Origin of the sequence: Spirulina subsalsa PCC 9445, assembly GCF_000314005.1 — a bacterium.
In the GTDB taxonomy this organism is placed as follows: Bacteria; Cyanobacteriota; Cyanobacteriia; order Cyanobacteriales; family Spirulinaceae; genus Spirulina_A; species Spirulina_A subsalsa.
In genome coordinates, this window is the sequence record NZ_JH980292.1 from 1517615 (window position 1) to 1544448 (window position 26834).

Annotated in this window: 22 protein-coding genes and 1 tRNA gene; 11 read left to right on the top strand and 12 right to left on the bottom strand. The window is 47.3% G+C overall.

Going from position 1 to position 26834, the window contains the following annotated elements; all coding sequences use genetic code 11:
* Positions 1-98 precede the first annotated feature (98 nt).
* Together SPI9445_RS0107100 and SPI9445_RS0107105 are read right to left on the bottom strand one after the other, a co-directional pair.
* A complete protein-coding gene (locus SPI9445_RS0107100) occupies positions 99-1196 on the bottom strand; it encodes an N-acetyltransferase DgcN family protein (RefSeq protein WP_017304045.1) in 1098 nt (365 codons plus the stop codon).
* Positions 1187-2236, bottom strand: coding sequence for a dipeptide epimerase (locus SPI9445_RS0107105; RefSeq protein WP_017304046.1), 1050 nt, complete (start codon positions 2234-2236; stop codon positions 1187-1189). The genes SPI9445_RS0107100 and SPI9445_RS0107105 overlap by 10 nt, the downstream gene beginning before the upstream one ends.
* 42 nt (positions 2237-2278) lie before the next feature.
* Between SPI9445_RS0107105 and SPI9445_RS0107110 the strand changes: the two genes are divergently transcribed.
* The gene (locus SPI9445_RS0107110; protein WP_017304047.1) at positions 2279-2830 is read left to right on the top strand and encodes an NUDIX hydrolase; all 552 of its coding nucleotides are present in this window, start codon (positions 2279-2281) and stop codon (positions 2828-2830) included.
* A gap of 472 nt (positions 2831-3302) precedes the next feature.
* On the opposite strand, the gene SPI9445_RS0107115 is transcribed toward SPI9445_RS0107110, so the two are convergent.
* From SPI9445_RS0107115 to SPI9445_RS0107125, 3 genes are all read right to left on the bottom strand, one after another.
* On the bottom strand, positions 3303-3725 hold the full coding sequence (locus SPI9445_RS0107115) for a ribosomal protein L7/L12 (RefSeq protein ID WP_017304048.1): 423 nt from the start codon (positions 3723-3725) through the stop codon (positions 3303-3305).
* Positions 3726-4098: 373 nt separating this feature from the next.
* Positions 4099-6165, bottom strand: coding sequence for a cation:proton antiporter domain-containing protein (locus SPI9445_RS0107120; RefSeq protein ID WP_017304049.1), 2067 nt, complete (start codon positions 6163-6165; stop codon positions 4099-4101).
* Between the two features lie 281 nt (positions 6166-6446).
* Positions 6447-6519: transfer RNA gene (locus tag SPI9445_RS0107125), tRNA-Ile, on the bottom strand.
* A 175-nt stretch (positions 6520-6694) separates the two neighbouring features.
* Here SPI9445_RS0107125 and SPI9445_RS0107130 point away from each other — a divergent pair.
* From SPI9445_RS0107130 to SPI9445_RS0107145, 4 genes are all read left to right on the top strand, one after another.
* Positions 6695-7396, top strand: a complete 702-nt coding sequence (locus tag SPI9445_RS0107130) for a hypothetical protein (protein WP_017304050.1) — start codon at positions 6695-6697, stop codon at positions 7394-7396.
* Positions 7397-7442: 46 nt separating this feature from the next.
* Positions 7443-7568, top strand: a complete 126-nt coding sequence (locus tag SPI9445_RS31595; protein WP_017304051.1) for a hypothetical protein — start codon at positions 7443-7445, stop codon at positions 7566-7568.
* A gap of 2 nt (positions 7569-7570) precedes the next feature.
* Positions 7571-9052 (top strand): hemolysin family protein, encoded by a 1482-nt coding sequence (locus tag SPI9445_RS24705; RefSeq protein WP_164674479.1) that lies wholly within the window; start codon positions 7571-7573, stop codon positions 9050-9052.
* Between the two features lie 401 nt (positions 9053-9453).
* Positions 9454-9828, top strand: coding sequence for a Mo-dependent nitrogenase C-terminal domain-containing protein (locus tag SPI9445_RS0107145; RefSeq protein WP_017304053.1), 375 nt, complete (start codon positions 9454-9456; stop codon positions 9826-9828).
* A 4-nt stretch (positions 9829-9832) separates the two neighbouring features.
* Here the strand turns inward: SPI9445_RS0107145 and SPI9445_RS0107150 are convergent, their stop codons facing one another.
* Entirely contained in the window at positions 9833-11263 is a 1431-nt protein-coding gene (locus tag SPI9445_RS0107150) for a hypothetical protein (RefSeq protein WP_017304054.1), read from the bottom strand.
* Positions 11264-11424: 161 nt separating this feature from the next.
* Between SPI9445_RS0107150 and SPI9445_RS0107155 the strand changes: the two genes are divergently transcribed.
* The gene (locus SPI9445_RS0107155) at positions 11425-12684 is read left to right on the top strand and encodes a glycosyltransferase family protein (RefSeq protein WP_017304055.1); all 1260 of its coding nucleotides are present in this window, start codon (positions 11425-11427) and stop codon (positions 12682-12684) included.
* Positions 12685-12717: 33 nt separating this feature from the next.
* Here the strand turns inward: SPI9445_RS0107155 and SPI9445_RS0107160 are convergent, their stop codons facing one another.
* Together SPI9445_RS0107160 and SPI9445_RS0107165 are read right to left on the bottom strand one after the other, a co-directional pair.
* Positions 12718-13638 carry a DUF6999 family protein gene (locus tag SPI9445_RS0107160; protein WP_017304056.1) on the bottom strand — a complete coding sequence of 307 codons (921 nt, stop codon included), beginning with the start codon at positions 13636-13638 and terminating at the stop codon, positions 12718-12720.
* Between the two features lies 1 nt (position 13639).
* Positions 13640-15511 carry a StlD/DarB family beta-ketosynthase gene (locus tag SPI9445_RS0107165; protein WP_017304057.1) on the bottom strand — a complete coding sequence of 624 codons (1872 nt, stop codon included), beginning with the start codon at positions 15509-15511 and terminating at the stop codon, positions 13640-13642.
* 197 nt (positions 15512-15708) lie between these two features.
* Here SPI9445_RS0107165 and SPI9445_RS27400 point away from each other — a divergent pair, with 197 nt between their 5' ends.
* The 4 genes from SPI9445_RS27400 (at position 15709) to SPI9445_RS0107190 (ending at position 21076) form a co-directional block, all read left to right on the top strand.
* Positions 15709-16305 carry a hypothetical protein gene (locus SPI9445_RS27400; protein ID WP_164674480.1) on the top strand — a complete coding sequence of 199 codons (597 nt, stop codon included), beginning with the start codon at positions 15709-15711 and terminating at the stop codon, positions 16303-16305.
* Between the two features lie 558 nt (positions 16306-16863).
* Complete coding sequence (locus SPI9445_RS0107175; protein ID WP_017304059.1) at positions 16864-19170, top strand: sensor histidine kinase; 2307 nt, start codon at positions 16864-16866, stop codon at positions 19168-19170.
* The gene (locus tag SPI9445_RS0107180) at positions 19163-19573 is read left to right on the top strand and encodes a response regulator (protein ID WP_017304060.1); all 411 of its coding nucleotides are present in this window, start codon (positions 19163-19165) and stop codon (positions 19571-19573) included. Before SPI9445_RS0107175 ends, SPI9445_RS0107180 begins: the two co-directional genes overlap by 8 nt.
* A 306-nt stretch (positions 19574-19879) precedes the next feature.
* On the top strand, positions 19880-21076 hold the full coding sequence (locus SPI9445_RS0107190; RefSeq protein ID WP_017304062.1) for an ATP-binding response regulator: 1197 nt from the start codon (positions 19880-19882) through the stop codon (positions 21074-21076).
* Here SPI9445_RS0107190 and xseA read toward each other — a convergent pair.
* The 4 genes from xseA to SPI9445_RS0107210 all read right to left on the bottom strand — a co-directional run bounded on the left by xseA (position 21017) and on the right by SPI9445_RS0107210 (position 26161).
* Positions 21017-22159: an exodeoxyribonuclease VII large subunit gene (xseA, locus tag SPI9445_RS0107195; RefSeq protein WP_017304063.1), complete on the bottom strand. Its 1143-nt coding sequence runs from the start codon at positions 22157-22159 to the stop codon at positions 21017-21019. The genes SPI9445_RS0107190 and xseA overlap by 60 nt on opposite strands.
* 356 nt (positions 22160-22515) lie before the next feature.
* Positions 22516-23196 carry a hypothetical protein gene (locus SPI9445_RS0107200; RefSeq protein ID WP_017304064.1) on the bottom strand — a complete coding sequence of 227 codons (681 nt, stop codon included), beginning with the start codon at positions 23194-23196 and terminating at the stop codon, positions 22516-22518.
* Between the two features lie 251 nt (positions 23197-23447).
* Positions 23448-25289: a sensor histidine kinase gene (locus SPI9445_RS0107205; RefSeq protein WP_100227070.1), complete on the bottom strand. Its 1842-nt coding sequence runs from the start codon at positions 25287-25289 to the stop codon at positions 23448-23450.
* 2 nt (positions 25290-25291) lie between these two features.
* Complete coding sequence (locus SPI9445_RS0107210) at positions 25292-26161, bottom strand: PhnD/SsuA/transferrin family substrate-binding protein (protein WP_017304066.1); 870 nt, start codon at positions 26159-26161, stop codon at positions 25292-25294.
* A 393-nt stretch (positions 26162-26554) separates the two neighbouring features.
* On the opposite strand from SPI9445_RS0107210, the gene psaM reads away from it, so the two are divergent.
* A complete protein-coding gene (psaM, locus tag SPI9445_RS28290; protein ID WP_071525264.1) occupies positions 26555-26650 on the top strand; it encodes a photosystem I reaction center subunit XII in 96 nt (31 codons plus the stop codon).
* Positions 26651-26834 lie beyond the last annotated feature (184 nt).

Sequence of the window (26834 nt, forward strand, 5' to 3'; positions counted from 1 at the left end):
ATGGTTAAAATGGAAGGGAAGATGCGAATAGGAGCGATGGTCAATCGGCGATCGCTCTTTTTGTTTAGGCAATCTCCCGATTCCCGACACCTTGACTTCTAAATTTGGGTCTTAACTTGTCCAGATTGCCCATTGCCTATTCCCGATTCCCCATCAAGCGCAGCTAAGAGAACCTCCCCCCCGAAGCGGACGACATCGGTACAGGGTAGACCCGTTTCCTCCCTGATTTGTGCGATCGCCTCTTGCGCCTCCTCTGCCCCTAAATGGAACGTATTTAAAGCAATACCCCGCACCGGAGTTTCCCCAAAAGCCCCCCCCGCCCTGGCCACCGTCTCATATAAACGCACCACCTCCGGCAAAGGAGGAATAGACACATCCGGGCAACGATTGATTGTTTTTTGCCCCGCCCGATGGACTAAAATCAAGCCCGTGGGTTGACTGCCCCGAATTAACGGTAAAGTGGCCGTAGAACCGGGATGGAGTAACGACCCTTGACCCTCAATCAACAGCAAATCACAATCCGCCCCCACCTCCAACACCGCCTTTTCCACCGCACCCGCCGCAAAATCTACCCGCACCGCATCCAAGGGAACCCCCCTCCCGGCAATCATTAACCCTGCTTGTCCCGTCGCCACAAACCCCGTTTTAATGCCCTTTCTTTGGGCGGCCTTCCACAACTCCAAACTGGTGGACATCTTCCCCACCGCCATATCCGTTCCCACCGTCAGAATCCGTTGACAAGGCAGAGAACGCGCCCGCCCCCCGCCAATGCCTAACCCTTTCGGTTCTTGGCGAATGTCCCAAATCCATTGACCTTTCGCTAACCGTTGACTCGGTAACTCTTCTACCATCGTCACCATCGGGGTATGTAGACCATTCACCACCGATAACCCCGCTAAAACCCCTTGTTTAACCTCCTGCCACCAATCCTCCGGTAAAAGCCCCCCCGACGGCGCTAAACCAATCAACAACACATCCGGCTCATAGGTTAAAGCCTCCGCCACCGATGCCACAATAGGGATATCCTGTTCAATCCCCGCCACCTGCGCCAAAGATTCCCCCGCACAGTCTGCATCAATCACCGCCACCACCGGGGCGATACCGTAGCGGATAAAGGATAATCCCGTTTTCCCCGTGCCATCGTGAATCCCTTGATGAAGTAAAACGGCGACACGATGTTTTGTGGTTAACTGCATTTCAACTGTACTCCTAAACCGGGTTGAGGGGTGGGAATGAGCCGCCCTGCTTGTAAGACGGCCCCTGTAAAGGGATCATCCTGCAAGTTTAAGTGACTATCTAAGTCTAAATAATCGGCAAAGGCTCCCAACTGCGCGATCGCACTATTCGCCAAACAACTATCCGAATAACAACCATACATTACCTGTAACCCTAGCCCACGCGCCAGATGAATCATCCGCCAAGCCTCCCGTAATCCCCCCGACTTCATCAACTTAATATTAATCCCATGCACCACCCCCGCCAACCGTGCCACATCCCCACTCGTAAAGCAACTTTCATCGACAAAAATCGGCAACAGCGCCCGTTCATACAGCGCCCCATAATTCCCCTCATCCTCCACCCCTAACGGTTGTTCCAAATGACGCACCCCCAGCGCCACCAACAACGGCATCATCTCCAGCGCCTCCCCCAACGTCCAGCCTCCATTAGCATCCACCGTTAACTCCGCTTCCGGCGCTTCCTCACGCACCCCTTGCAACATCGCCCTATCCGCCTCAATCCCCTCTGGACTACCTAACTTAACCTTAATTGCCCGCGTTTCCGTCACCTCCCGCCACTGGCGCACCCGTTGCCGTGCCAGTTCAGGAGAACTAATCCCCACCGTCACCGACGTAGGCACAACGCGGCTTAAATCCGCCCCCCACATTTGCCAGAGGGGTAAATTCGCCCGTTTTCCCAGCCAATCATGACAAGCCAAGTCAATCCCCGCTTGTACCGCCGGATGGGGCTTAAACTGCCGGAAAACCCCCTCAAGGTGTTGCCATTCCCAAGGGGCAAAAGGGCTTAAATAGGGAATTAACCCCTCCACCTGTTCCGCCAATCTCTGAGCCGTAATTTTATCCCCCACCGCCACAGAAAAGGGAGTTGATTCACCCCACCCTGTAATCCCCTCCTCTTCAATTTGAATCCAGAGATTAGTATTTTCCCCTTGGGTGCCGCGACTAATCGTTAGGGGGACTTTTTTATGCACCGTGAACTGTTGAACCTGAATTTGCATAGAATTTTGAGCAGTATTCACCCCTAGAGAACAGAAAAAGACATGACCTCAATCCGCAAATGGCAAAAACTCAATTCAAAATGGATTATCCAGAATGAATGGTGTACCATTCGCCAAGATACCGTTCAGTTAAGCAGTGGCAAGATCCTTGATGATTATTTTATCAATTTGCGGCCAGATGTTGCCCTTGTGTTACCTGTCACCCCCCAGCAAGATGTGGTTTTTGTCCGCCAATATCGTCACGGCGTAGAAAAGATTTTGTTGGAATTACCCGCCGGAAAATTTGATCCCACCGAGGAGGATAGTTTAACGGCCGCACAACGGGAATTAGAAGAAGAAACGGGCTATATTTCCTCCCAGTGGTCAAAACTAACCACGGTTCATGATAGTCCAGTGCAGGACACCAACCAAGTGCATATTTTTTTAGCTGAGAATGTGGTGCTAGAAGGAACGCAACATTTAGATGAGAATGAAGAATTAGAAGTGGTTTTAATGCCTTTTCCCGAAACCTTTAAACAAATTAAATCTGGTGAAATTTGCGTTTCTGCCACAATTGTTGCTCTATTTTTAGGCTGGCCATTTTTAGAAAAATAGACATAAGACAAATGAAAATTATCCCTAATATGAAACACAAAAAAGAATGAAATCTGTAGGTTGGGTGAAGCGAAAGCGCAACCCAACAAAACAACAACCAGTTCCGTAGGTTGGGTGAAGCGAAAGCGCAACCCAACAAAACAACAACCAGTTCCGTAGGTTGGGTGAAGCGAAAGCGCAACCCAACAAAACAGCAACCAATTCCGTAGGTTGGGTGAAGCAACCGCGCAACCCAACAAAACAGCAACCAATTCCGTAGGTTGGGTGAAGCGAAAGCGCAACCCAACAAAACAGCAACCAGTTCCGTAGGTTAGGTGAAGCAACCGCGCAACCCAACAAAACAGCAACCAATTTAATTAGAGTGGTCTGCAAAAGGAAATTTTTCGGGACGGGAGTCAGAAAGAGGCAATAGGCAAAAGGCAAGAGTTTTGAGCTATTACCTATTGCCTATTACCTTGTAATGAATTTTGGCTCATTGAAGAGAGACTTTCGCCCCAAAAGACTCTAGATGTTTTTTAATGTTCATCGCATCATGGGAAGAAATAGACTCTTTCAATAAAACCGGAGGTTTTTTGACCATCAATTTAGCTTGTTTAAACCCCACCCCGGTTACATTCCAAACGACTTTAGTAATGGCCGTTTTCCGGTTGGGAGGAATAAACTCTAAAACAACATCAAAAACTTGTGCAGAGTTATTAACAGAGGGAGATGCTGTCCAGTGACTTGTTATTTCCGAATTAGACATTGTTTCAGCCATTTCCGGAGTCTCGAATTTCACTTTTAAGGGAGAAGCATCTACGCCAAAATTGTGTTCAATTTCCCGGAATAACTCAGCGGCCTCCACTAAGGTTAGGGTTTTCATCTGTTCGATGATATTCAACACTTTGGTAGACATGATTCTCACCTACCTACAATTATTGAGTTGTATTATTTAGTTGTTCTGATTCGGTTTAATGGTGCGTCTTGTGCTTTTGAGCATAAACGAGCAGACGGGTTTTTGCGCGCCAATAATACTATACTACAGGCATAATACAAGGGGGTCAAGAGGTTGATCGAAGAATCTTCCTTTAGATAGAGGGAAGAGGCGGGAGTCGGGAGTCGGTGTAGGGGCGCAATGCTTGCGCCCTAGAGAGTCGGGAGTCGGGAATTGGGAATTGGGAGTCCGGGAACTCTCCCCCCCTGTTCCCTGTTCCCTAAAATAAAAGAGTTTTACCTATTCACTACCCACTATTCCCCTGCTCCCCTGCTCCCCTGCTCCCTCTCCCCTCTCACTGATTTGGATAGTGAATGATCATAATGGATACATTTTGATCACTGCGCGCAATAGATTCTGGGATTTTTCCTAAGACAGATAAACCCGTTAAAGTAATGTCCGATGAGCCAATTAACACCAAAAGATCATCCTCGTTTACTTTCTCTAAAACAGAGGAAACAAAATTACCGCGTTTTTGTTCTAAGGCAATATCATCTAGGGTTTCTGGGATTTCCAACACATTAGGGATGCGTTGATTATTGGGGGTAATTTGCACTAACTCTAATTGCGCTTTTAATTCCGTTGCTAGAGTATTCGTAATCTGTAAGGCTTCCTCTAAATAGGGTTGAATCTTTCCTGAGTCAGGAACGGCTAAAATAACCCGTCTGGTGGTTTTTAAGGGGGACGTAAAGCGGGTTACTAATACGGGAACAGGACAGCGACGTAAGACATTATCAATCACACTACCAAAAAAATTATCACGGTAGTTAGAGTAACCTTTCCATCCACAAATGACTAGACTCGCATTATTTTCTTGGGTGGCGCGGACAATGGCTTTATCAATGGAATCATCAACTCGTCCAATGGTTTTTACAGTTGTTACGGCGGCGTGAGCGATTTGTTCGGCATTGGCTAATAGTTGCTCTTGGCGGGTTTTATCTTCTGGGGAAACGGGGCCGAGATGATCTAATAACACATGAAAGGGTAATAATGTGCCTTTACTTTGTTTGGCTAAGAGAATTCCTAATTGTAAAAGATTGTCTTCGGTGTTGGGGTTAGCAACGGGGACTAAGATCCTATATTTAATGGTTTTATTTGGGGTAAATGGGGAGGATTCTGTTGTGTTTTGACGGGATTGGCTTAGACTGGATTTAACTTGTCGTCCCCAACGATCTGTTACCCAAGGGGATAGTAAACAGGTGACTAAAATCATGGCAATGGTGCCGTTGACGGTACGTTGATCGACTAAATCAATGTTATAAGCTACGGTGATGGCGGCTAGGGTGGAGGCGGCTTGTGCGACGGATAAACCAAACATGGTGAAGCGACTGGGATTGGGATAATGGAAGATTAATCCTGTGAGCCAAGCGGGAATGAATTTGGCGACAATGGCGACGGTAATCATGACTCCGGCTACTAATAAAGATTCCCATTCTTGGATGAGAATACCGGGGTTGACTAGCATCCCAACTGAAATGAGGAAGAAGGGAACAAATAGGGTGTTGCCAATAAATTGAATGCGGTTCATGAGGGGACTCAGTTGGGGGATTAATTGAGTAATGGCAATCCCGGCTAAAAATGCACCAATAATGGGTTCAATTTCGATTAATTTGGCGACGTAGGAAACAACAAAGAGGGTGGCAACGACAAATAGAAATTCTGCGCCTTCATCATGTCCAAAACGGCGAAAAAACCAACGTCCTACACGGGGGACTCCCCAGAGGGTGGCAATGGTATAAAGGGTTAAGGCGGGGATGAGAATGAGCCAAAAGGTTAGGGTTAAATCGCCTTGATGTGCTTTGACGACAATGGCTAGGATTAAGATGGCGAGAACGTTGGTGATGAGTGTGCCTCCTAGTGTTGTGGTGACGATTGGCGATCGCATAATCCCCAATTTACTCACGACAGGCAAGGATAGGAGGGTATGAGAGGCAAAGCAGGAAGCCACTAAAATAGAGGCAAGGAAACCATACCCCAATCCCAAAAAGGCAAAAGTCCCCATCAACATCGGCACGGCAAAGGTGGCAAACCCAAATCCTAGCGCTTGATTGGCATTCTGTTTTAGGTCGTCTAAACTGGTTTCTAACCCGGCTAAAAACATCAAAAACAGCAATCCTACGGTTCCCAAAAGGATAATGGTACTGTCTCGTTGAAGTATCCCTAATCCGTTGGGTCCCACTAACACCCCCGCTAAAATCAGGCCGACAATCCCCGGCATCCGCAAGCGCTCGAACATCAGAGGAGCAACGAGCATAATGGCCATGATAATTAGGAAAATCCCCACAGGATCTGTGACTGGCCCTCCTAGGAAACCTAAGATTGCGTCGAGTCGGGGCAGAATTGGATATAATCCATAACTCATCATTCACTCCTCTGGGGATAGATACGGTTAATCGCAGTATATCTTCTCCTATCCCCTCCCCCCTGTTCCCAGATCCGGTGTTCCCTGTTCCCTAATTTTTGTAAAGATGGGAAAAAAGTCTTGACATCCGCAAAACTTCGTGTATTCTTAAGTAGAGTGTGAGGAGAAATTGAAAAAGCGCTTGAGGTCGAAACACGGACAGACTCTCAAGCGTTTTTTCTGTTTAGGGCTTGCTGAATAACACGCCTACGCTAGACCCAACAGGGGAACGGGGAAAATCATCCAGGGTGCAGGAGTTGAACCTGCCTAGGGCGAATTATGAGTTCGCTGCCTAAACCGCTCGGCCAACCCTGGTTAAGCCTTACTATTATAAGCAAAGATCCCCTCTCGTTCCAAGCTTCTCGGAAAAACCCGTCACTTGCTGGGAACTGGACTGGGAAATTTTAATCGGGAAATTTTGGCGATTCTGGGAATAACTTTTGTATAGTGATGGGTGATAATCATTAACTGGTATTTTAACAATTCTCCTATGAAAGTCAATTCGACGATTGTTCTAACCTTATTCTTGCTCCTGCTCATGGCGGGTGCTGGGGTGGCCAGTGGATTCTGGGGCTTTACACTCGGTCATAAAGCTTTAAAAGGAGTTTCTCAGCCTGATGTTAGTCCTTCTAAGAAATTAACTCAGAATACAACCCCGCCGGAAGGGGAACAAGAGTTACGAATGCTGTTGGATGAACAGGAGTTAATTAAACACGCTGAAGCCGTTATGAGTGGGAAGGTTGAACCTCAAAAACCCACTGAAACCACGACTCAATCGGCGAATGGTGATGCCTCGGTGGCTACGGAGTCCCAGACGACGACTGATACTCAGTTGATTAGTCTCTCGGATTCTTTGCCGATTCGGGATCAACAACGAGGGGTGACGATGGAAATTACCCAAGCGTCTCAAGAAGGGGATGCGTTGCTGCTGACGGTGAATCTGAAAAATGAAGGTCGCCAGATGGTTCGTTTTCTCTATAGTTTTCTAGAGGTGAAAGATGAGCAAGGGCGGGCGCTGAGTGCGATTACTGATGGTTTGCCGGGGGAATTGCCCGCTAATGGCCAAAGTTTTTCGGGGACGGTGAAAATCCCGACGGCGTTGTTGACGGATTCTAAGGAGTTGTCCTTGTTGTTGACGGATTATCCCGATCGCACGTTGGAATTGAATTTGGCAGATATTCCCATTCGCTAGGTTCTAAGGCACAATGACGGAAGAAAATAGCAAGCTTAAATGACAGATGGCAGAATGGTTGACACTCCCCGCTATCAAGGGACGGGGCTTTTATGCTCCCCTGTTACGGCGTAAGGTGGGTTTAAATGGGCGGGTCTGGGGTGTAGCGTCGGTTCTGGAGGCAAAATTTTAGCTGTGGATGTTGCTTCGCAACTGACGTTTCAGGATTTGTGGCCGCGACTGTTGTCGGTGCTGCTGCTGATTGCGATTAATGGGTTTTTTGTGACGGCGGAATTTTCGATGGTTTCCGTGCGGCGATCGCGTATTAATCAGTTGGTGGAGGCTGGGGATGTCCAAGCCCAGACGGTGCAATCCTTACAGCGCAGTATTGATCGGTTGTTATCGACGACCCAAATCGGGATTACCCTATCGAGTTTGGCGCTGGGCTGGATTGGGGAAAGTACGGTGGCCGCCTTTTTGCAGGTGGGGATGAATCGTTTTCCCTTGGCGGAAGTGCTGAAAGTCCCTTTGGTTCACTCTTTGGCGACGATGACGGCTTTTTTTGCGATCGCCTATCTTCAAATTGTCCTCGGGGAATTATGCCCCAAATCTGTCGCCCTGATTTATTCGGAGGAGTTAGCCCGTTTGTTGGGGCCTCCGAGTTTAGCGATCGCCCGTTTTTTTAACCCCTTTATCTGGATTCTCAATCAGTCCACGCGCTGTTTACTGCGCCGCGTTGGGGTTCAATACTCGGGCTATAGTGGTTATAATCGCGTGACCCCCGAAGAGTTACAACTCATCATCACCACAGAACGAGAATCTACCGGACTGGAAGCGGAAGAACGAGAACTGTTAAAAAATGTCTTTGAATTTGGGGAAGTCTTGGCTGAAGAGGTGATGGTTCCCCGCACCCGTTTGACAGCCATTCAACGGAATGCTACCTTTGGCCAGTTAATCAATGCTGTGGTGGCAACGGGACATTCTCGCTATCCTGTGACGGGGGATTCCCTTGATGATATTGTGGGGATTATTGACTTTAAAGACCTTTCTGTTCCCCTCGCTCAAGGGCGTTTAGCCCCGGAAACCCCGATTCAGCCTTGGGTGCGTCCGGCCCGTTTTATCTCGGAAGTGATGCCCCTGAGTGAACTGTTACCCCTGATGCAGCGATCGCACCTAGAAATGGTCATGGTGGTGGATGAATTTGGGGGAACCGCCGGATTAGTCACCCTTCAGGATTTAATTGCCGAGATTATTGGGGGGAAAGATGAACCCCAAGATCCCGATGACTTCACCTTTGAGATGCTCGACGATCAAACCTTCCTCGTACAAGCTCAAATGGATCTAGAAGAAGTCAACGAACTGCTGGGCTTAGAATTGCCCGTCACCGACGACTACCAAACCCTAAGCGGTTTTTTACTCTATCAACTCCAGAAAATCCCCAACCAAGGGGAAACCCTCCACTATGACAATTTAGAATTTACTGTCGTTTCTGCCCAAGGCCCCCGACTCCATCAAATCCGCATTCACCGCTACGATCCTCAACCTCATGCCCCAGAGGATCTCACCTTAGAAATGCCCCCAGAACCTGAGTCCTCAACGCCTTTGCTCGATGGTGGGGTATTAGATGCGATCGCCGATAGTCCAGATTCTCCCCTTGATGATGATCCCAACCCCTAAAATCGCCCCCATTCATCACCCCTAAGCTGTGATAAAAAACACATCAACCTCCGGCAAAACGAGACACAATAAAAAAGAGAAAAGGGTTCAGAAAAGAGTATCCTGAAAGAGTGTCTGCTTTGGGTCAAACTGTTCCCTCTATCCATACCCACTAAACCTCATTAATCTCCCCCTCGGCTGAAAATTCCCGGCCGATTTTTCTCCAGAGATCAACAGAGGTTTTTCCCTGGGGAACAATCTGCCCCGAAATCCGCTCAGTGCCATAAAATCACTAGCTTTGAGGCTCTGCTATTTCCCATTTTTCTAGGTTTAAACCCCTTGTCATCCGGAAAACAAGTGAACCCTTGGGTAGAGCAAAGAGAGAGTCGGTTATTGGCAAAAACCCCTAGCAAAAAAAGACCATGGTTGATGTAACAGGTTATACAATTAAGCAAATTATTTTTAGTAGTTGGACAACCGAATCCACGGCTACTATATCCGCTCAAACTACTCCTCAACCCCTTAGTAAAAAACCCTCATTTGACCTCCTCTCCCCCTTAAAGCAGTGGATGGACGACTTAGACGTAAAAAACGTTAAGCTCGCCCATGGAATCTGTCATTGGATTCCCGCTCAATGCCCCTTTGAACGCGATATTAAGCTCTTCGGCAAAACCTTATTCCATATTCCCCCCTTGTGCAAATTTAACCCCTTCTACGAGCAATTCGTGGGGTTACGTTTCCGCGCCCTCTGTTACTTAGCCGATGAATGCGGCGAAGATATCAGCGCCTATTGTTGAGGAGTCACCGTTGTAGATTGTCGAGTTCGCGCTGGAGTTCTTGGGGCGATCGCGGCATCCAGTCATCCCCTAGTAAACGGCGCAGCATTTCGAGGGCTTCGGCTTGAGTTTGTCCGGTGTTTTCCTCATGTCTGCGCCAGAAATTCTCCCACCAATCCGGGGGCTCCACTTTGTCCCCGTCGTACTCGGTGGGTCGTCCTCGCACCCCATCCACCACTAAACTCCCTACATAGTCCCCATCTTCATATACGCGGTCGATTTGTTCTCGAATCTCCCGTAAATCCTGTTCTACAACTACCCCGTTACTGGTGGCTTTATAAAACTGGACGGTGACGCGGATGGGGAAGTTAGGATCTCGTTCAATGGCCAGTTGATCTAGTTCCGTAAAAGGCCCCTCAACGGCACCGTGACCAATAACGGCCGCTTCTACATCAGAGCGCCGTAATTCCATGGGGGCGGCGGCCGGGGGAGCCATCATCATATCTCCGGCCTCCATTTCCAAGCGCATGGGGTATTTTTGTTTGAGGGGGACTTGAATTAACATCACCATGTTTAAGCCTTCCTCTCCTGCCGCTTCAGCACCAGGGCCGCTGCCACTGCTGCCTCCCTCGGCCTGAAAATCACTTAAACGCTGTCCGGTAAAACTAGCACGTTCCCCATTTTTATTGAAAAACAAGCGCTGTCCCCAAGTGGCCCCAGCCTCAAAAGCATCCCTTGTATTATCAATTACGGTGATACTGGTGCCTTCCCTTGTGGCCAAAATGGTCAATACGGCCGGGTCATTTCTCATGGACTGATAGTTAAATAACACCGGATTAAATTCCGCTTGTCCTCCTTGGGGAATGGGGAGGAAACAAGCTTGGGCGGAAGCTAATACATGGGTATCTCGCGGGGCTAATAGGGAGGTTTCCCGACCCGCCCAAGAGTTGGGATCATGAAGATAGTTGCGTAAGTTGCCCAATAAGTCGCGCAGGGATACCCGTTGCAGGTCTTCTCCCTTTTCATTCCCCACTAAAACAAAAAAGCGCTCTAGGGGAACGTCGGCGGAGAGATCGGTAAAGTTGGGATGGCGAATGACGGGCATTAAGTGCAGGGAATACTCATTGGTGCGGGGATTGCGCTGTTGAATCTGGATGGTCATGTCGCTAATATTCGGCCCGACGGCGGAGTTTTGGTAGCGGCCTGTATCTTCCCAGGTGATGTTAAGGATCTGTAAACCAAACTGACGGGCTAAATTTTGCGATCGCGCATCTCGCACCATTTCCACCGTCCGCTCAATCACCTGTTGATCAAAGCGATACTGTACATAACTTTGAGGGGCTACCATAGGAGAAGGATTCGTTAAACGAGGATTATTCGAGGTTTGGGCAGTTGCTGCCGTTAAACTCAAGGGCAAGCAGCAAGCCAGAGTTAAAGCTAAATAGGGGAGTTTCATTGGTCGATCCCATCACAAGATACTTTATGGTACGCCATCTTTTCGGCTTTTCAGGCTTTGTTACCGTTTTTGTAACCGACCCATACTTGTATCAAGCCTAACAGCATTTTTTTTTAGATTTATTTAATATTTTACAGTTCTCTAGAAATGCTGGCGGCTGTATGGATTATAAACAAGAATTAATTACAACCATTCATGATTTTGGCTGTGATCTAGAAGCCTTGGAACAGCGTTTAATCCAACTGAGCGAAGACTCCCCAACAGCTATTATTATCCCCGCGTTGTATCAAGAGCTTGAACGTCCCGCCCTAAAACAGATTCGGGATCATCTCACCAGTTGTTCTTTTGTGAAAACTATTGTTATCTGCCTCTATGCAGAAACCCTAGAACAATATATTAATACAGTTAAGTTTTTTGAACCCTTGCCCCAAAAGGTAAGGATTATTTGGGAGAATGGGCCTAGGGTGATGGCCGTTTTAGGGGAACTGCGCGATCGCGGCTTAGATTTAGTCGATCATTTTGGCAAGGGAATTGCCGTCTGGCTGGGCTTAGGGGTGGCTTCTCTTGAAGCAGAGGCGATCGCCCTCCATGATGCCGATATCATCACCTACAATCGCTCTTACCCCCTCAAACTCCTCTATCCCCTCTTAGAGCAAGAATTCGGCATCGCCTTCAACAAAGCCTATTATGCCCGTCTTGGCGGCAATCCGGCCACCTTTAACGGCCGCGTGGTGCGTTTGTTCGTTGCTCCCGTCCTCCGCGCCCTCAGTGACTTATTCGGAGAACGAAATTATCTACAGTACCTTCACTCCTTCCGTTACCCCCTCTCCGGGGAATTTGCCCTCACTCGTGATTTAGCCCTCACTACGCGCATTCCCGCCACTTGGGGGCTAGAAATTGGCTTATTAGCGGAAGTGTACCGCAACGTCGCCCATAAACGCATCGCTCAAATTGATCTGGGTGTATTTGACCACAAACACCAACAACTGGGCAATCATAGTCAGGAAGGCCTACAAAAAATGTGTCGGGATATCTTGCGTTCCCTCCTACGCACCTTAACGGAAACCGAACAGGTGATCATCACCTCCGATCATATCCGAGCCTTGCGCGTTAAATTCCGCCGGGAAGCCCAAGACTTCACCCGTCAATACTTTGTAGACGCTCGTTTTAATGGTTTAGCCTATGATCGTCATCAGGAGGAAGTGATTATAGAACGGTTTGAACAAGTCATTGCCCAAGCCGGAAAAGAGTACGAAAACGATCCCGCCGGGGATCAAATTCCCGACTGGACTAGGGCTTTAGCCGTTATGCCTGACCTGCGAGAGCGTCTGTTAACCTGTTGTTTAGAAGATGTGGCCGAACATACCGGACAGGTGTTAATTCATCCCCAAGTTGATCCCAATTTTAAACGTACTGCTTAAAGGCTTTAACTAAAACTAAATGGACGCAAAAATTCATGAATTCCCCCTACCACTCATCTCAGCCTGATCTCGCCAAATTTCTAAATAACGGTGAATATACTCCGTTGTAATGCCATGTAACATCAAATTCCGTGCGGCTTGAAAAGGACTATTAGGCGCTAAAGGATGGCGATTGCTAATGACATGATTCCAACTACTATCTCCGGTAATTTGGGTAAAGTATAGCCCAAAATTTTCATCAAATTGTAAGGACAAAACCGCTCGCTCAAATTCATCACTGGTTAAACAGAGGGAGTAAAAGACTTTGAATAACTCAATGGCAGATTCTAAGTCTAAAATCCGTAACCAGCGCCATTTTTTAAAGTTCATCTCTACGGACACCGGACGAATATTTTTAAAAGTAATCCCCCGTTCTTTCAGTTGAGCTTGCCAGTGGGGATTGTCCTGTTGCGCTCGATGATAGTCATAGACAAAGTTATACAAAATCAAGTCATGCTCAAGGAACACATTATGGGCAAGATCATCTACTTTTTTGGGGTATAAACTAGACCTTTCTAGGTTAGCATTCGGACCATTATCTATGAGAAAATTGACGATATTAGACCCTAAGCTAATATGACGGACGATTAAATAACAAGCTTCTGGGGAGACAAAATACTTGAGAAAAAAAGTCGCCGATTGGTGCATGAATCCATAAAAATGGAACTGAACGGGGAGCAAGCGTTTAACGGTCATAATAACCGCTAAACAGCAATTGGCTATGATTTTGATGGGAATTAGTAAATAATTGCGCGTCCAGTTTTGCAAGTCACGAATCATGTACTGTTTCGCCACTGGGTCAACGGGGATGGCTTGGTCTAAATAAAGCACCTGCCAAGTGTTAGGATTTCGGCGATTGTAAGGAAAAAAAGCGGGATCTAAAGGGGTGACAGATTCGGAGTGATTCTGGGTCATTTTAGCGCATCTCCTCCAGTTGCAATTGATATAAACGAGCCGTAACGCGGGCCGTATTGACAATTTTTTCAGCTATTTCTGCGGTTAACCAATCGGCGTTTAAAATGGCTTCTAGTTTGCCCAGATGGGATTCGTCATTTTCCCCATGATAGGCTAAAAAAGAAACCTGATCATCGGTTAAATTGAGGGTTGCTTTGATTTGTTTTGCCCACTTCCCCGCTAAACGATTGCCTAATCCTTCAATGATGAACATACTGCCTAACAAATCGAGGGGATTTTCTTGGGAGGCTTGCTGGAAAATAAAGGCAGAAAGGGCTTGAGAACCGATATTTTTAGGAGAATTGACTATTTCGGATAATTCCCCCCCGACACTCACATAATTACGCTCTAACATCTGATAGTCGCGGTGTTCGTCTTGGGCATGACCGATAAAGAGCGATCGCAACCGAAAATCTAGCATATTGGAGGCCGCCCGTGCAATCCACCTAGCCCCTTCCACCACTTGCGGCCGCAAATTGCACAAAAGCCGTTTATAATCCTCTCGGGTGAAATCCCCGCGCTCTAATTTACGAATCAAGGACACCCCATACAGTTGTTGTTCAAAGTCTAACCAAACTAAGGTTAATTGTCGCAATAAATCCGCCGCAACTGAGTTTTCTGCTGCCTCATTTTCTGGGGTTAATTTAATCTCAGGGGCATTAATAACCGTTGTTTTTTCTCCCTGCCCAATAGAATAAAGTGCATGGCGTTCAACGACGGTGAGCATCATGTAAGCGGTAGTATAGCGTCCACTTTCCGGCACAAAACAAAAGATTTTCTGTCCGGGTTGTAATTTGCCAGAGTGAAACAGTTCCTCTAACATTAAATAAATAGAAGCGCAACCTGTATTTCCCCTTGTATATAGGTTCGTAAACCATTTTTCCTCGGGAATCATACAGTTGGCTTTTTCCAGTAACTCCACAATTTTACTGCGGAAAAAATGGGAGGAGTAATGGCACAATAACCAGTCAATTTCTTCCGGTTTCACTCGACCTGCTTCAATGAGTTTTAACCACCCCGTCACCCCCAGCTTAATCACTTCATCTAAACGGCGAATGTCCTGCCTTAAATGGAATGCGCCGTCTTGAACTGCTTCGGCATAGGAGGGATAATCTAACCAGCTTTTTTGAGCGCTTTCATCGGCTGTTCCCGCATACATACACACGGGATAATGATGAGCATGGGAGACTAATTCAATCCAATCCACTCGTAAGCTGAGTTGTTCAAAAGCAGGGTTATTTTGAATCACTAATGCACCCGCTCCATCAGATAGCATCCAGCGCAAAAATTCTGTATCAAAAGGAACTTTTTGAGTTATTTTATACTGTTGATCCGCTTCAAAATGACCAGATTTAAACAAGCGAGAGGCGAATTCTGACGCGACGGCCAGGGTATTTCTTCGCTTGCCTAATTGAACTTGGGAACTGGCATAATTTAAGGCCGCCACTCCTGCACAACATACCCCTTGTAAGGAAACAGTTTCGAGGGGAGAAAATTCGGTTAATTCCCCATGCACCATGCTAGCAAAACCGGGAACTGTTAAATCCGGTAAAGTGGTGCTACAGGCTAATAAATCAATGGCATGGGGTTCCAGATTAAGGTACGATAAGGCATCGCGCACCGCCAAAGCGGCCATTTCACTATTTTGATAGCGGGTCTTTTGTTCTGAATCAATGGCATAATAGCGTTGTTGAATGCCGTTACTCTTGAGGATGCGGTGACGGACTTTTGAAGCGCGATCGCCAATTTTCCCCAGATAGCTTTCCATCTCATCATTGCCAATGGGTTCCCCCGGCAAAAATTTGCCAATACTGGTAATATATGCTGATTCCATGAGCTAGGATCGGTAAATAGTGGTGTGCGGTTAGGTCTAGTCCTGATCTGGATCATCCCTAACTCTTTTGACTGTAATCGTAAATCACAGGAATGGAGAAAGTCCTGTGCCAGTTTGTGAACTTTCACCCTCCTAGATTAGTCATCAGTTTAAAGAGGATTGCTATAGGAGTGATTATCATGAACCAAAGAGCAATAATGAAATACTCTACAGTAATGCTAGTGATGGGACTCCTATTCTCCCCCATTACTCCCACCATTGCCCAAAATTCTCCCCCTGCCATATCTCCCCCCATCCCCAGCCAAAATCCCTACCTCCTCGAATTTATTCCGGCCAGTAATGATCCTTTTTGGGATAGTTTTACTCAATCCCTGAATCAATGTAGTATTAACTCTAATTTCATCCAACGAAGAGAACGAGAAAATTTAATAAAACAAGGGATTATTACCCCAGAGACTATTTCCCAAGAAGCACTAACTACCCCAAGTTTATGGTGGACTTATGAACAGTATGGGGAGGGTAAACTACTACAAGATTGGCTGGCTTTTCCTGAACAAAAACGTCTAGACTTAGTGGTAAATCGCCAACTTTGGGCGCAAATGGACTATATGCAGCAATACCGTTTTGTTAACCGTTTTGGTGCTGTGGCTAGACAATACGGGTATGAGTTGCGTGTCTTTAATTCTGAACCCCGTTGTTTAGCCCTATATTCCTGCAATTATAGCACCCTACCTGACCCGCCCCAATGTCAGGTTAATTTACGACCCATGCAACGCAATCCTTTCATTTTTTAGCAACAGGGAACAGGGAACAGGAATTCACCCTCTCATCCTCGTTACTTGGCAGAGCCAAGTAACGCTCTCTTGGAGGCTCTGCCTCCACTCTAAGCGGCAGAGATTGCTTGTTGTTGGGCTTCAGCCCTCAATCTAGGGCGCTAAAGCGCAACTACAAACGGGGAGAGATTGCTTGTTGTTGGGCTTCAGCCCTCAATCTAGGGCGCTAAAGCGCAACTACAAACGGGGAGAGATTGCTTGTTGTTGGGCTTTAGCCCTCAAATCTAGGGCGCTAAAGCGCAACTACAAACGGTAAATATTAATAACAAAACCTAAATTTTTGTGTATTTACACGAAAAAACGTAACAAAAATGTTGCGTTATTCAAACTTTTTCTATCCCGCCATCAATCCCGACCTGAACAAAAAAGTTAAGTTATACTGGGGGAAGGAAGCTAAATAGAATCACCACTTATCTATTTTTCCTCGGTTCATCGTCAACCTAAAACCATCAACCTAAAACCGCCAACATAAAACCGTCCTTTATGCCCTAACTACCTCCCTTAAACCCACTAAAACCTATGGTTATTAGTCCCTTACAAGTCCAAACGCACAACTTCGTTAATTTAACCGAAGAACCCATTCACTTGATTAGCCAAATCCAACCCCACGGATTAGTTTTTGTGCTGGGTGAACCGGATCTCAAAATTCTGCAAGTCAGCAGTAACACCCGAGCTATTTTAGGAGTTTCACCGGATCAAGTTCTGCATAAAAATCTGGAAGATGTCCTCGATTCGGTGCAAATAGAACCCTTAAAAATAGGATTGACTGAAGATAACTTTGATTGGGTGAATCCTAGCAAAGTTTGGGCAAGGACAAAGGGCGATGAATATATGGTTTTTGATGCGGTCTTTCACCGCAATCCTGAAGGCTATTTAATCCTTGAATTAGAACCCGCTATTTCTCAGGAAAACATTCCTTTTTTGAGTTTTTATCACCTCGCCAAAACCTCCATTTATCAACTGGAGAAAACACGCACATTAGAGGAATTTTGTCAAGTCATTGTGCAGGAAGTGCGCAAAGTGACAGACTTTGACCGGGTGATGTTATACAAGTTTGAGGAGGATGGTCATGGGGTGGTGATTGCAGAGGATAAGATTCCTGAGTTAGAGCCGTATTTAGGATTACATTATCCAGAGTCGGATATTCCCAAACAGGCGCGCAAGTTATTTGCTTCTAATGTGATTCGCCAGATCCCGGATGCTTGGACGACTCCCGTCTCTTTGGTGCCGACGATTCATCCGGTAAGCGATCGCCCCATTGACCTCACCTATTCTATTTTACGCAGTCCCTCCACCTGTCACCTCGAATATTTGCACAATATGGGAGTTGGGGCATCCCTCACCATTTCCCTCATTCAAGACGGGGAACTGTGGGGCCTAATTGCCTGTCATCACCGCACCCCTAAATTTATCTCCTACGAACTGCGCAAAGCCTGCGAATTCCTCGGTCAGGTGATTTTTGCCGAAATTTCCGCCCGAGAAGAAACCGCCGACCATGATTATCACCTCAAATTAGCCTCGATTCAAACCCGTCTCATTGACCACATGGGACAAGACGACAACTTTGTGGAAGGATTAGTCAAACATCAGCCCAATTTATTAGACCTCACCAACGCTCAAGGGGCCGCTATTTGTTTAGGCGGTCAGTATATCACCCTAGGTAATGTCCCTAAAGCCGAAGACCTCAACTTTTTAGTGCAATGGTTGAGTAAAAACATGGAAGATCGGGAAATCTTCTGCACCGACTCCTTAGCGCGCTGGTATTCCGACGCAGAAACCTTTAAAGACGTAGCCAGTGGTCTGTTAGCTATTCCCATTTCCAAACAGAATTATGTGTTGTGGTTCCGTCCTGAAGTCATTCAAACCGTCAACTGGGGGGGAGATCCCGGTAAGGCCTACGAAACCACCCAAGAAGCGGATACCGTCAAACTGTCCCCCCGCAAATCCTTTGAACTGTGGAAAGAAACCGTCCGTCTGAAATCCCTGCCGTGGCAAGGGGTAGAAGTGAAGGCCGCCCTAGGACTGCGCAAGGCCATTGTGAACATTGTTCTGCGTCAGGCCGATGAGTTAGCCCAACTCGCCCAAGATTTAGAACGATCTAACGCCGAATTGCGGAAATTCGCCTATGTGGCCTCCCATGACCTACAAGAACCTTTGAACCAAGTGGCGAATTATGTCCAACTGTTAGCCTTGCGGTATAACCAGCAATTGGATGAAGATGCCCACGAATTCATTGATTTTGCCGTGGAAGGGGTGAGTTTAATGCAGACCCTGATTGATGATGTTTTGGCCTATTCCCGGGTGGATATGAAGGGCATTGAATTTGAACTCACCGAGGTTGAACTGGCTTTAAAACGGGCGCTGGGCAACCTACGGGGGCGCATTGCGGAGAATCAGGCGACTATTACCTATGATTCCTTACCCATGGTAACGGCCGATGGGACGCAATTAATGCAGTTGTTCCAGAATCTGATTGTCAACGCGATTAAATTCCGCAGCGAGGCCCCTCCGGTGATTCATATTGGGGCGCACCGACTTGAGGAAGAATGGCTGTTTTCGGTTCAGGATAATGGGATGGGTTTAGATCCCCAATTTGCTGAACGGATTTTTGTCATTTTCCAACGTCTCCATACCCGGGATGAGTACCCCGGAACAGGCATGGGACTAGCGATCTGTAAGAAAATCATCGAATGTCACCGCGGCCGGATTTGGGTAGAGTCGGAACTGGGACAGGGCGCAACATTCTATTTTACGATTCCCATAGGAGGACGTGATCGTGAGCGACGACGCAAAGAGCGCAATCTGCAAAACAATATTTTTGGTTGAGGATAATCGGGCGGATATTCGTTTAATCCAAGAAGCGTTAAAACATAGCACAGTCCCCCATGAAGTGATTACGGTGCGTAATGGGATGGACGCAATGGCTTATTTACGTCATGAGGGGGAATATATAGATTCCCCCCGACCGGATTTAATTCTCTTGGATTTGAATTTACCGCGCAAGGATGGGCGAGAAGTATTGGCGGAAATTAAGTCGGATCCTAATTTGAAACGGATTCCGGTGGTGGTGTTAACGACTTCTCATAATGAAGATGACATTGCCCAGAGTTATGAGTTGCACGTGAATTGTTATATTACCAAGTCTCGAAACCTGAACGAGTTGTTTGAAATTGTGAAGGGAATTGAGGATTTTTGGTTAAAAACTGTGACGCTACCTTCAGAAAGTTAAGCTTAAATACTCTTGACTTTGAAGCGGCTCTAGGGGTTATTTTGCGGGAACTCCTTCTAGGTTGCTTTCCCATCAACCCGGTGAATTCTCACGCTCACAATTTTACCGAGAACCCCTTAGTTGAAAAGAGTCTGGGGGGATCTCAAAATGTGGAATTATCTCAAAAAGAATCCAAGATCGGACTATTTTTCAAGTTAATTTTATAATAGGGATTGAGAACAACCTTGATCCTTGAGCAATCAATCTGGAGGTGCGGCCTGAGGTTTAGCCAACATCATTAAGGAGAAATTGCGCCCCCCGAAAACTATGCCTGCAAGTTCCCTAAATATCTTACTGATTGAGGACAACTTGGCTGAAGCCAGATTGTTACGTGAGCTTCTCAATGACTCTCACTCGGTTTCCTGCCGTCTGGTTCATGTTAAGCGACTGAAGGAGGCTTTAATTAAGCTGGGTGAGGTGGCCTTTGATGTGATTTTACTGGATTTAACGCTGCCAGATAGTCAGGGTTTGGCGGCTATGTCTCCCTTGGCGGTGTGTGCGCCTCATGTGCCGATTGTGGTGTTGACGAATACGAATGATCAAGATTTGGCGCGGGAGGCCATGCGTCGGGGGGCGCAGGATTATTTAGTGAAGCGTCAGGTGAATAATACCGAGACATTAATCCGGGCGTTAATTTATGCGGTGGAACGGAAACGGGCGCTGGAGTCTTTGCGGGAGAGTCACGAGGCACTAGAAAGCCAGATTGAGGAGAAGGTGGCGCTGTTGTTGGCGGCGCAACAACAGAATCAACTCAAGTCGGAGTTTGTGTCGATGTTGTCCCATGATTTCCGCAATCCGTTGAATACTATTTTATTGTCGGCGGGGTTGTTGCAGGATAATCAGGATCGGTTGACGGAGGATAAAAAAATCCGCTTGTTCCAACAGATTCGTCTGGCGAGTAAGAGTATGGCGCAGTTGTTGGATGAGGTGCTGTTGATTGGCAAGGCGGAGATGGAGCAGTTGCCTTGTGAGTTGTTGCCGTTGTCGTTACAGGAGTTCTGCTGGGGTTTGGTGGAGGAGTTGGAGGGGAGTGTTGGCATGAAGCGGGTGCGGTTTTCTTGGCAGGGAGAGCATCCTCAAGGCCTGTGGGATCGGCGGTTATTGCGGCATATTTTAGAGAATTTGCTCTCGAATGGGATTAAGTATTCTCCCGAAGAGGCAATGGTGGAGTTTGAGGTGCAGGTGGGGGAGGAGTCGGTTTTGTTTGAAGTGCGCGATCGCGGGATTGGTATTCCTTGGGAGGATCAGATCAAGCTATTCCAACCGTTCTATCGGGGGCGCAATGTGGGGCATATTACGGGGACGGGTTTGGGGTTGGCGATCGCCAAACATTGCGCGGAAGCCCACGGGGGGACGATTCGGGTGGAAAGTCAGGTGGGGGTAGGGACGACGTTTTGGGTGGAATTACCCCTGGTCTTGAATCACTTGCACGGTAATCCGACCGCGAGGGAGTTGCAAGGTTAGAATTTGCCCGGAACTCACGTCCTCTGGGGAACGCACCAGCGCGCCATTCTCTTGGCGGGCGAGGGCATAACCCCGTTCTAGGACGGCTTGGGGATTGAGGGCGGCAAGTTTTTCTTGGCAGAGGTGGAGACGGGTCTGGGCTTGTTGGAGGGGGCGACTGTGGGCGGGGAGTTCCATAAGTCGCTGTTTTAGGCTTTGGAGGTGTTGGCTTTCTTGTTCAAAACGGCGGACTAGGGCGCGGGTGAGGGCCTGTTGTCGTTGTTGGTGGGCTTGGTAGAGTTGGGCGATGGGAGGGATGGCAAACTCGGCGGCGGCGGTGGGGGTGTGGGCGGCGAGGTCGGCGACGAGATCGGCGAGGCATTCATCCCGTTGGTGTCCAATGCCTGTAATGACGGGGCGCTCACAGAGTGCGATCGCCCGCACCACTCGTTCATCATTAAAACAGTCCAAATCTTCCACCGCACCACCCCCCCGCGCCAGAATGATTAACTCGGCGCGATTATCCCGTTCGACTCGGGCGAGGGCTTTAGCAATGGAGGCGGGGGCGAGATCCCCTTGTACAATGGCGGGGGAGAATAACACCCTCACCCCCGGATTCCGTTGTTCTAGGGTGCGTTGAATATCCCCCCAAGCGGCGGCGGTGGGGGAGGTGACGACGGCGATTTGTTTAGGGTAGGGGGGGAGGGGGCGCTTGCGGGCAGGGTCAAAGAAGCCTTCGGCGGCTAAACGGGCTTTGAGTTGATTGGCGCGCAGGGCTTGTAATCCTTCCCCCATCGGTAGGATTTGCAGGGTTCTGAGTTGATATTCTCCCCGCTTGGTGAAGAGTTGGACGCTACCGAGGACACAGACTTGTTGGCCGACTTTGGGGATTTGGATCAGGCGATCGCGCAAACTCCCCCAAACCACGCACTTCATGGCGGCCATCCCCTCGGAATCACTCAGGGTAAAAAACAGACCACTGACATGATTATGCAGGCTGGTCACATCCCCCATGACCCAAAGTTGTTGGAGTTGGGGGTCTTCTTCGAGTAAGTCTTTTAGGTATTGAGTGAGTCCGGCAACAGAGAGGGCAGTTTCGGGCATGGGTAGGCTGTAGTTTAATAGGGAACAGGGAACGGGGAAGGGGGAACAGGGGGGAGGGGGAGCAGGGGGGCAGGGGAGCAGGGGAGCAGGGGAGAATTGATAATTAGGGTCTGCTGAATAACACGCCTATGCTAGGCTCAACAAGGGAACAGGGAACTCTTAACAGGGAACAGATCATCTAAAACTGGCACGATTGCCTATTCCCGACTCCCGACTCCCGACTCCCGACTCCCGATTCCCCAACTCTCGGACTTATTCAGCAAGCCCTAATTATTCCCTATTCCCTATTCCCTATTCCCTATCACCGACTCCCGACTCCCGACTCCCAATTCCCTTATTTATTCAGCAAGCCCTACCTAAAACGCCAAGGTTTCAATACTTTGCTCAAACACAGGCAACTGCTGAGGGAAACTGACCACACTAGACGAGAACACCACAATATAAACCCGATCTCGTCCCGGAATTAGATACAACAACTGCTGTAATTCTTGCTTTTCATTGTCTTGGGTCGTGATACTCGCTTGAGTGACAATACGACCCGATGAGATATTATTCACCCGGACAATTTCTCGTTGCAAGACCTCAAAGCGCTGACTCAACAATTCCGCCGTTGCATCCAAATAAGTTGAAATCTCTGTATTGGGGGGAATGGGAGCAGAAGTGATATTAACACTGGCTAAAGTCCCTTGAGAATCCACCTGAGAATGAAACGCCACCAGAGCAAAGGGGATGGGACTTTGGCGAATAATATTCACCCGTTGGGCGGAGTCGGGAATCACTTCCCCCAGTTGCTCTTCAATCCGTTCTAAATCCGTACTGGGATTTCCGCCATAATAACTATTCGGGAGGGCTAACGCTACCCCATTCCCCTGAATCACCTGCCACCCAGAGGGAATCGCAGACTGGGCAATCAGATTTAGGGTATTTTCCACCCTAGCATCATGGGGGGTTATCCGTTGGGCGATCGCAGGACTACCAACCCCCATCACCACACCACAACAAAGAACCGTCCCAATCGTTTGCCAAGAAAAAGTCATAAAACCTGTTCAACCATAATAACTGTACGCAACTAACCTAACACCCTGATTCCTGCCTACTTGATCGAGTGACTCATTCTCCGAATTCTAGGAGTCCGCAGGAATTGCCCCGAGTTGGAGGAATGAGGATGAAACCGTCCTATTGTATCGCACCTTTTGGAAGTCGCTCCCCTCTTAACCCACCCATTGGTGTTATTCACTACGGCTTTTCAAAAAAATTGCCGGGAACTCCCCATTCCTTTGTGGGCTACTCATATCTGTTCTGGCGCAAGTGGGAGCGAAATCACAAACTCTGTCCCAGATCCTACCTCAGAAAAAACATCAATAGTCCCTTGATGTTGTTCAATAATTTGATAACAAACCGTTAACCCTAACCCTGTCCCTTTTCCCACTGGTTTGGTGGTAAAAAAAGGATCAAATAACTTGGCTTTTACCTCAGACTTAATCCCATTGCCATTATCTTTGATCTGAACAATAATTTTAGGCTTTGAATTATTTTGTTCACCTAATGATGTTGTAATCCAGATTTTTTTAACTAAACTATTTCCTTCATTTAAAGCATCTACCGCATTACTAACAATATTCATAAAAACTTGATTAAGTTGGGCAGGATAACACAAAATATGGGGTAACTTTGCATAGTTTTTAATGATTTCAATTTTTTGATGTTGTAGTTTATTGTTTAACAACATTATCGTATTTTCTAGCCCGTCATGAATATCTACCTCTTTCATCGCCGCCTCATCTAAACGGGAGAAATTGCGCAAAGAGAGAATAATATTCTTAATGCGACTACTCCCCATTTTCATGGATTGAATAATTTGGGGCAAATCTTGTTGAATAAAATATAAGTCACTTTCTTCTAATAATTCCTCTAATTCAGAATCCACCTCAGAATACTTGTGTTGATAATAGCTAATCACATCAAATAAGCTCTGACTGTACTGTTCCAAGTGTAGTAAATTCCCGTGAATAAAATTAATGGGATTATTAATCTCATGGGCAACTCCCGCCACCATTTGCCCCAAACTAGACATTTTTTCTGACTGAATTAACTGGGCTTGGGTAGATTTCAAATTCTGGAGAGTTTTCTGTAATTCTTGAGTGCGTTCTTGAACTCGTTCCTCTAAGGTTTCTTGGGCTTCTTGCAACTGTTGCGTATAGTCCCCCATCCACTGAATTAACTGATTGAGTGCAGTCGCCAACATTTCCACCTCATCCTGACTGCGAACATTACTCCGCAGGTGAAAATTGCCCTCTTTAACCACTCGTTGGGCGAGATGAGTCACCTTTTCTACAGGTTCGGCAATAGTTCGACTGGTTCGCCAAGCCAACCAAGCGGCTAAACTGGTAAACAGGAACAGACTGGCAACAATGACACGCAAGCGCAATTGATTAGCGGCCAAAAGTTGTAAATTCGCTTCTGTGGCTTGAAGACTGGCTCTTTGAGCAATGCGCGTCAGATGTTCTGAGTGGCGTTCTAACTGGACGCGCAAATGCTTAAAATCGGCTTGGGTGACGCGGTTTAACACTAGGCGCTGGGCGGCGGGAAGCTCTTCCTCAGATAAACGAAGGGGGTCAAAATTGCCCCATAACTCCGTCATCAAATGATCATACCCCTCAATCGTGTGTTCATAGCTTTGCAAAACCCCTTGAAAACTCTGGGAGTCAACCACAATATCGGTTTCATCGCTGGTAATAAAGCCTTCTAACTCCCGAATTAGGATTTGAGATTCTTCGACATGGCTTTTAAACTGATTCACTTCATACTCAAACCAAAGAGAATCCCCTAACACCGTCATTAATTGTTGAGGATGGAGACGAACCTGAAAAACGGCACTTTCGAGTTCTTGAATTAAGATATGTTGACGATGGGCTAGGATTAAGCGTTCTTGGGCTTTTTTTTGATAGTAGTCGCCAAATACTAACCCGGCTCCAATGCCACAAACAGCAATCACAATCACCACAGCGTAGCCATAGCCAATTTTTTTGGCTATACCAAAACGGCGATTGATACTCTTAGTTTTGAGCATCCAGCGAGGAAAGCTTAGGGTAGACTTGATTCTACCGTCTGGAACATTAAAAACAGCCATGATTATAAGAACTCTCCTTGACCAATAGCTTGGTAGACTTCCCGCACCATGTTGTAATCTTCATCTTTGGCTTCGACAAACTCTGCCCCTACATACTTGTCATCGTCGGCTTCTGCTAAACTAGCGAGAAGGGAGTCTTGATGGGCGAGAATTTGCGATCGCAACTCCTGCACTTCCGCCTCAGAAAACCGACTACTCAGCATAAACAAATCATTGGGCAACAGCGCCCCCCGCACCAAAACCCGAAAGTCCTCCTCAGACCATCCCCGTTGTTGCAAATGATTTTGGTAGCGCAAAAACGTTCCCCCCCAAGCATCCACCCGTCCCTCCTTCAAGGCATCTAGTCCTTCCCCCCGCAACATTTCAATCTTGACATCGGTTTTAGGGTCTAACCCCCCATCAATCAATAATTTAGTCGGCCCCAGATGACCACTGGTAGACCCAATCGACCACATAGCGATGGTTTTATCCTTCAAGTCTTCCACCCGCTCTATTTCGCTCCCTGCCCGCACAGAGAGCAAAGAATAATAATTGGGGCGAGTCACCCCCACAAGGGGAATTGCATTCGTCCGGGCATGAATCGTCACATATTCCGACGGCCCCGCTAAGACAAAATCCACCTGGTCATTTTGTAACGCAACAGCCGCCGCCATAAAATTAGGCACGGCATACCATTCAATAGGCAGGTTAAGAATACCCGCTAAGGCCGTTCGGAACTCCCCATAATACTGTTCTAGTTCCTCCACACTGCTTAAATCCGTCACCGTGAATCGGAGTTTCTCCCGACTCCCTAAAGCATTCGACAAAGGCTGACTAGCACTACATCCCGCCAGAAAAAGCAGTGCGTAACCCAAAAAATTGCGCCGTTTCATAAGGTTTGACCTCTAACTGCAAAATCTAGCTCGCTCCCCCCAATTCGCCTCTCACTTTGCGAACCTAAACCACAACGTTTTTCAGTCTGTTTTTCCTCTGCCACGCTACAAGAACCCGCCGCGTCTCAAAGAGAAGAGATGGTTCACTATTTTAGATGTCCTGTTCCCCGACTCCCCGTTCCCTTCAACCAGAGACTCCAACTCTCTAAATGTAGCAAATATAACTAATCGGGAGATTATCTCCTTAATAAGACCGGGTTAAGACCAGCCAAATTCTAGACCCCCAAAACCTGAATTTTATATTTATTTTTGTAACGATTGCGCTCAGAAAGGGGCAATCTTAACGCAAAGTGGGGAATAAATTATCTGTTCAATAAGGAGATTCATCGAACCATGCCCTTATCCGATACACAAGTTCTGGTTGCTCTCGTGATTGCTTTGATTCCCGGAATCTTGGCCTTCCGCCTTTCCACCGAACTTTATAAGTAAAAGTCTTTTTCCCTTAGCTAAGTTGGGGTATAGCGCTGCTGTACTCCAATTTTTTTGGGTTCAATCAACCAAACGCCCGCATTCAGGCAAATCTAACACCAAATTAAATAGGTTTTGCTGAATAACTCTACTCGTGGGGTTAGGGAACGGGAAGGGGGAGAGGGGAGAAGGGGGAGAGAGAGTC

Coding starts and splice junctions, on each gene's coding strand:
- SPI9445_RS0107100 (WP_017304045.1), bottom strand. CDS start 1,196: ATGCAGTTAACCACAAAACATCGTGTCGCCGTTTTACTTCATCAAGGG.
- SPI9445_RS0107105 (WP_017304046.1), bottom strand. CDS start 2,236: ATGCAAATTCAGGTTCAACAGTTCACGGTGCATAAAAAAGTCCCCCTA.
- SPI9445_RS0107110 (WP_017304047.1), top strand. CDS start 2,279: ATGACCTCAATCCGCAAATGGCAAAAACTCAATTCAAAATGGATTATC.
- SPI9445_RS0107115 (WP_017304048.1), bottom strand. CDS start 3,725: ATGTCTACCAAAGTGTTGAATATCATCGAACAGATGAAAACCCTAACC.
- SPI9445_RS0107120 (WP_017304049.1), bottom strand. CDS start 6,165: ATGAGTTATGGATTATATCCAATTCTGCCCCGACTCGACGCAATCTTA.
- SPI9445_RS0107130 (WP_017304050.1), top strand. CDS start 6,695: ATGAAAGTCAATTCGACGATTGTTCTAACCTTATTCTTGCTCCTGCTC.
- SPI9445_RS31595 (WP_017304051.1), top strand. CDS start 7,443: ATGGCAGAATGGTTGACACTCCCCGCTATCAAGGGACGGGGCTTTTAT.
- SPI9445_RS0107145 (WP_017304053.1), top strand. CDS start 9,454: ATGGTTGATGTAACAGGTTATACAATTAAGCAAATTATTTTTAGTAGT.
- SPI9445_RS0107150 (WP_017304054.1), bottom strand. CDS start 11,263: ATGAAACTCCCCTATTTAGCTTTAACTCTGGCTTGCTGCTTGCCCTTG.
- SPI9445_RS0107155 (WP_017304055.1), top strand. CDS start 11,425: ATGGATTATAAACAAGAATTAATTACAACCATTCATGATTTTGGCTGT.
- SPI9445_RS0107160 (WP_017304056.1), bottom strand. CDS start 13,638: ATGACCCAGAATCACTCCGAATCTGTCACCCCTTTAGATCCCGCTTTT.
- SPI9445_RS0107165 (WP_017304057.1), bottom strand. CDS start 15,511: ATGGAATCAGCATATATTACCAGTATTGGCAAATTTTTGCCGGGGGAA.
- SPI9445_RS27400 (WP_164674480.1), top strand. CDS start 15,709: ATGAAATACTCTACAGTAATGCTAGTGATGGGACTCCTATTCTCCCCC.
- SPI9445_RS0107175 (WP_017304059.1), top strand. CDS start 16,864: ATGGTTATTAGTCCCTTACAAGTCCAAACGCACAACTTCGTTAATTTA.
- SPI9445_RS0107190 (WP_017304062.1), top strand. CDS start 19,880: ATGCCTGCAAGTTCCCTAAATATCTTACTGATTGAGGACAACTTGGCT.
- xseA (WP_017304063.1), bottom strand. CDS start 22,159: ATGCCCGAAACTGCCCTCTCTGTTGCCGGACTCACTCAATACCTAAAA.
- SPI9445_RS0107200 (WP_017304064.1), bottom strand. CDS start 23,196: ATGACTTTTTCTTGGCAAACGATTGGGACGGTTCTTTGTTGTGGTGTG.
- SPI9445_RS0107205 (WP_100227070.1), bottom strand. CDS start 25,289: ATGGCTGTTTTTAATGTTCCAGACGGTAGAATCAAGTCTACCCTAAGC.
- SPI9445_RS0107210 (WP_017304066.1), bottom strand. CDS start 26,161: ATGAAACGGCGCAATTTTTTGGGTTACGCACTGCTTTTTCTGGCGGGA.
- psaM (WP_071525264.1), top strand. CDS start 26,555: ATGCCCTTATCCGATACACAAGTTCTGGTTGCTCTCGTGATTGCTTTG.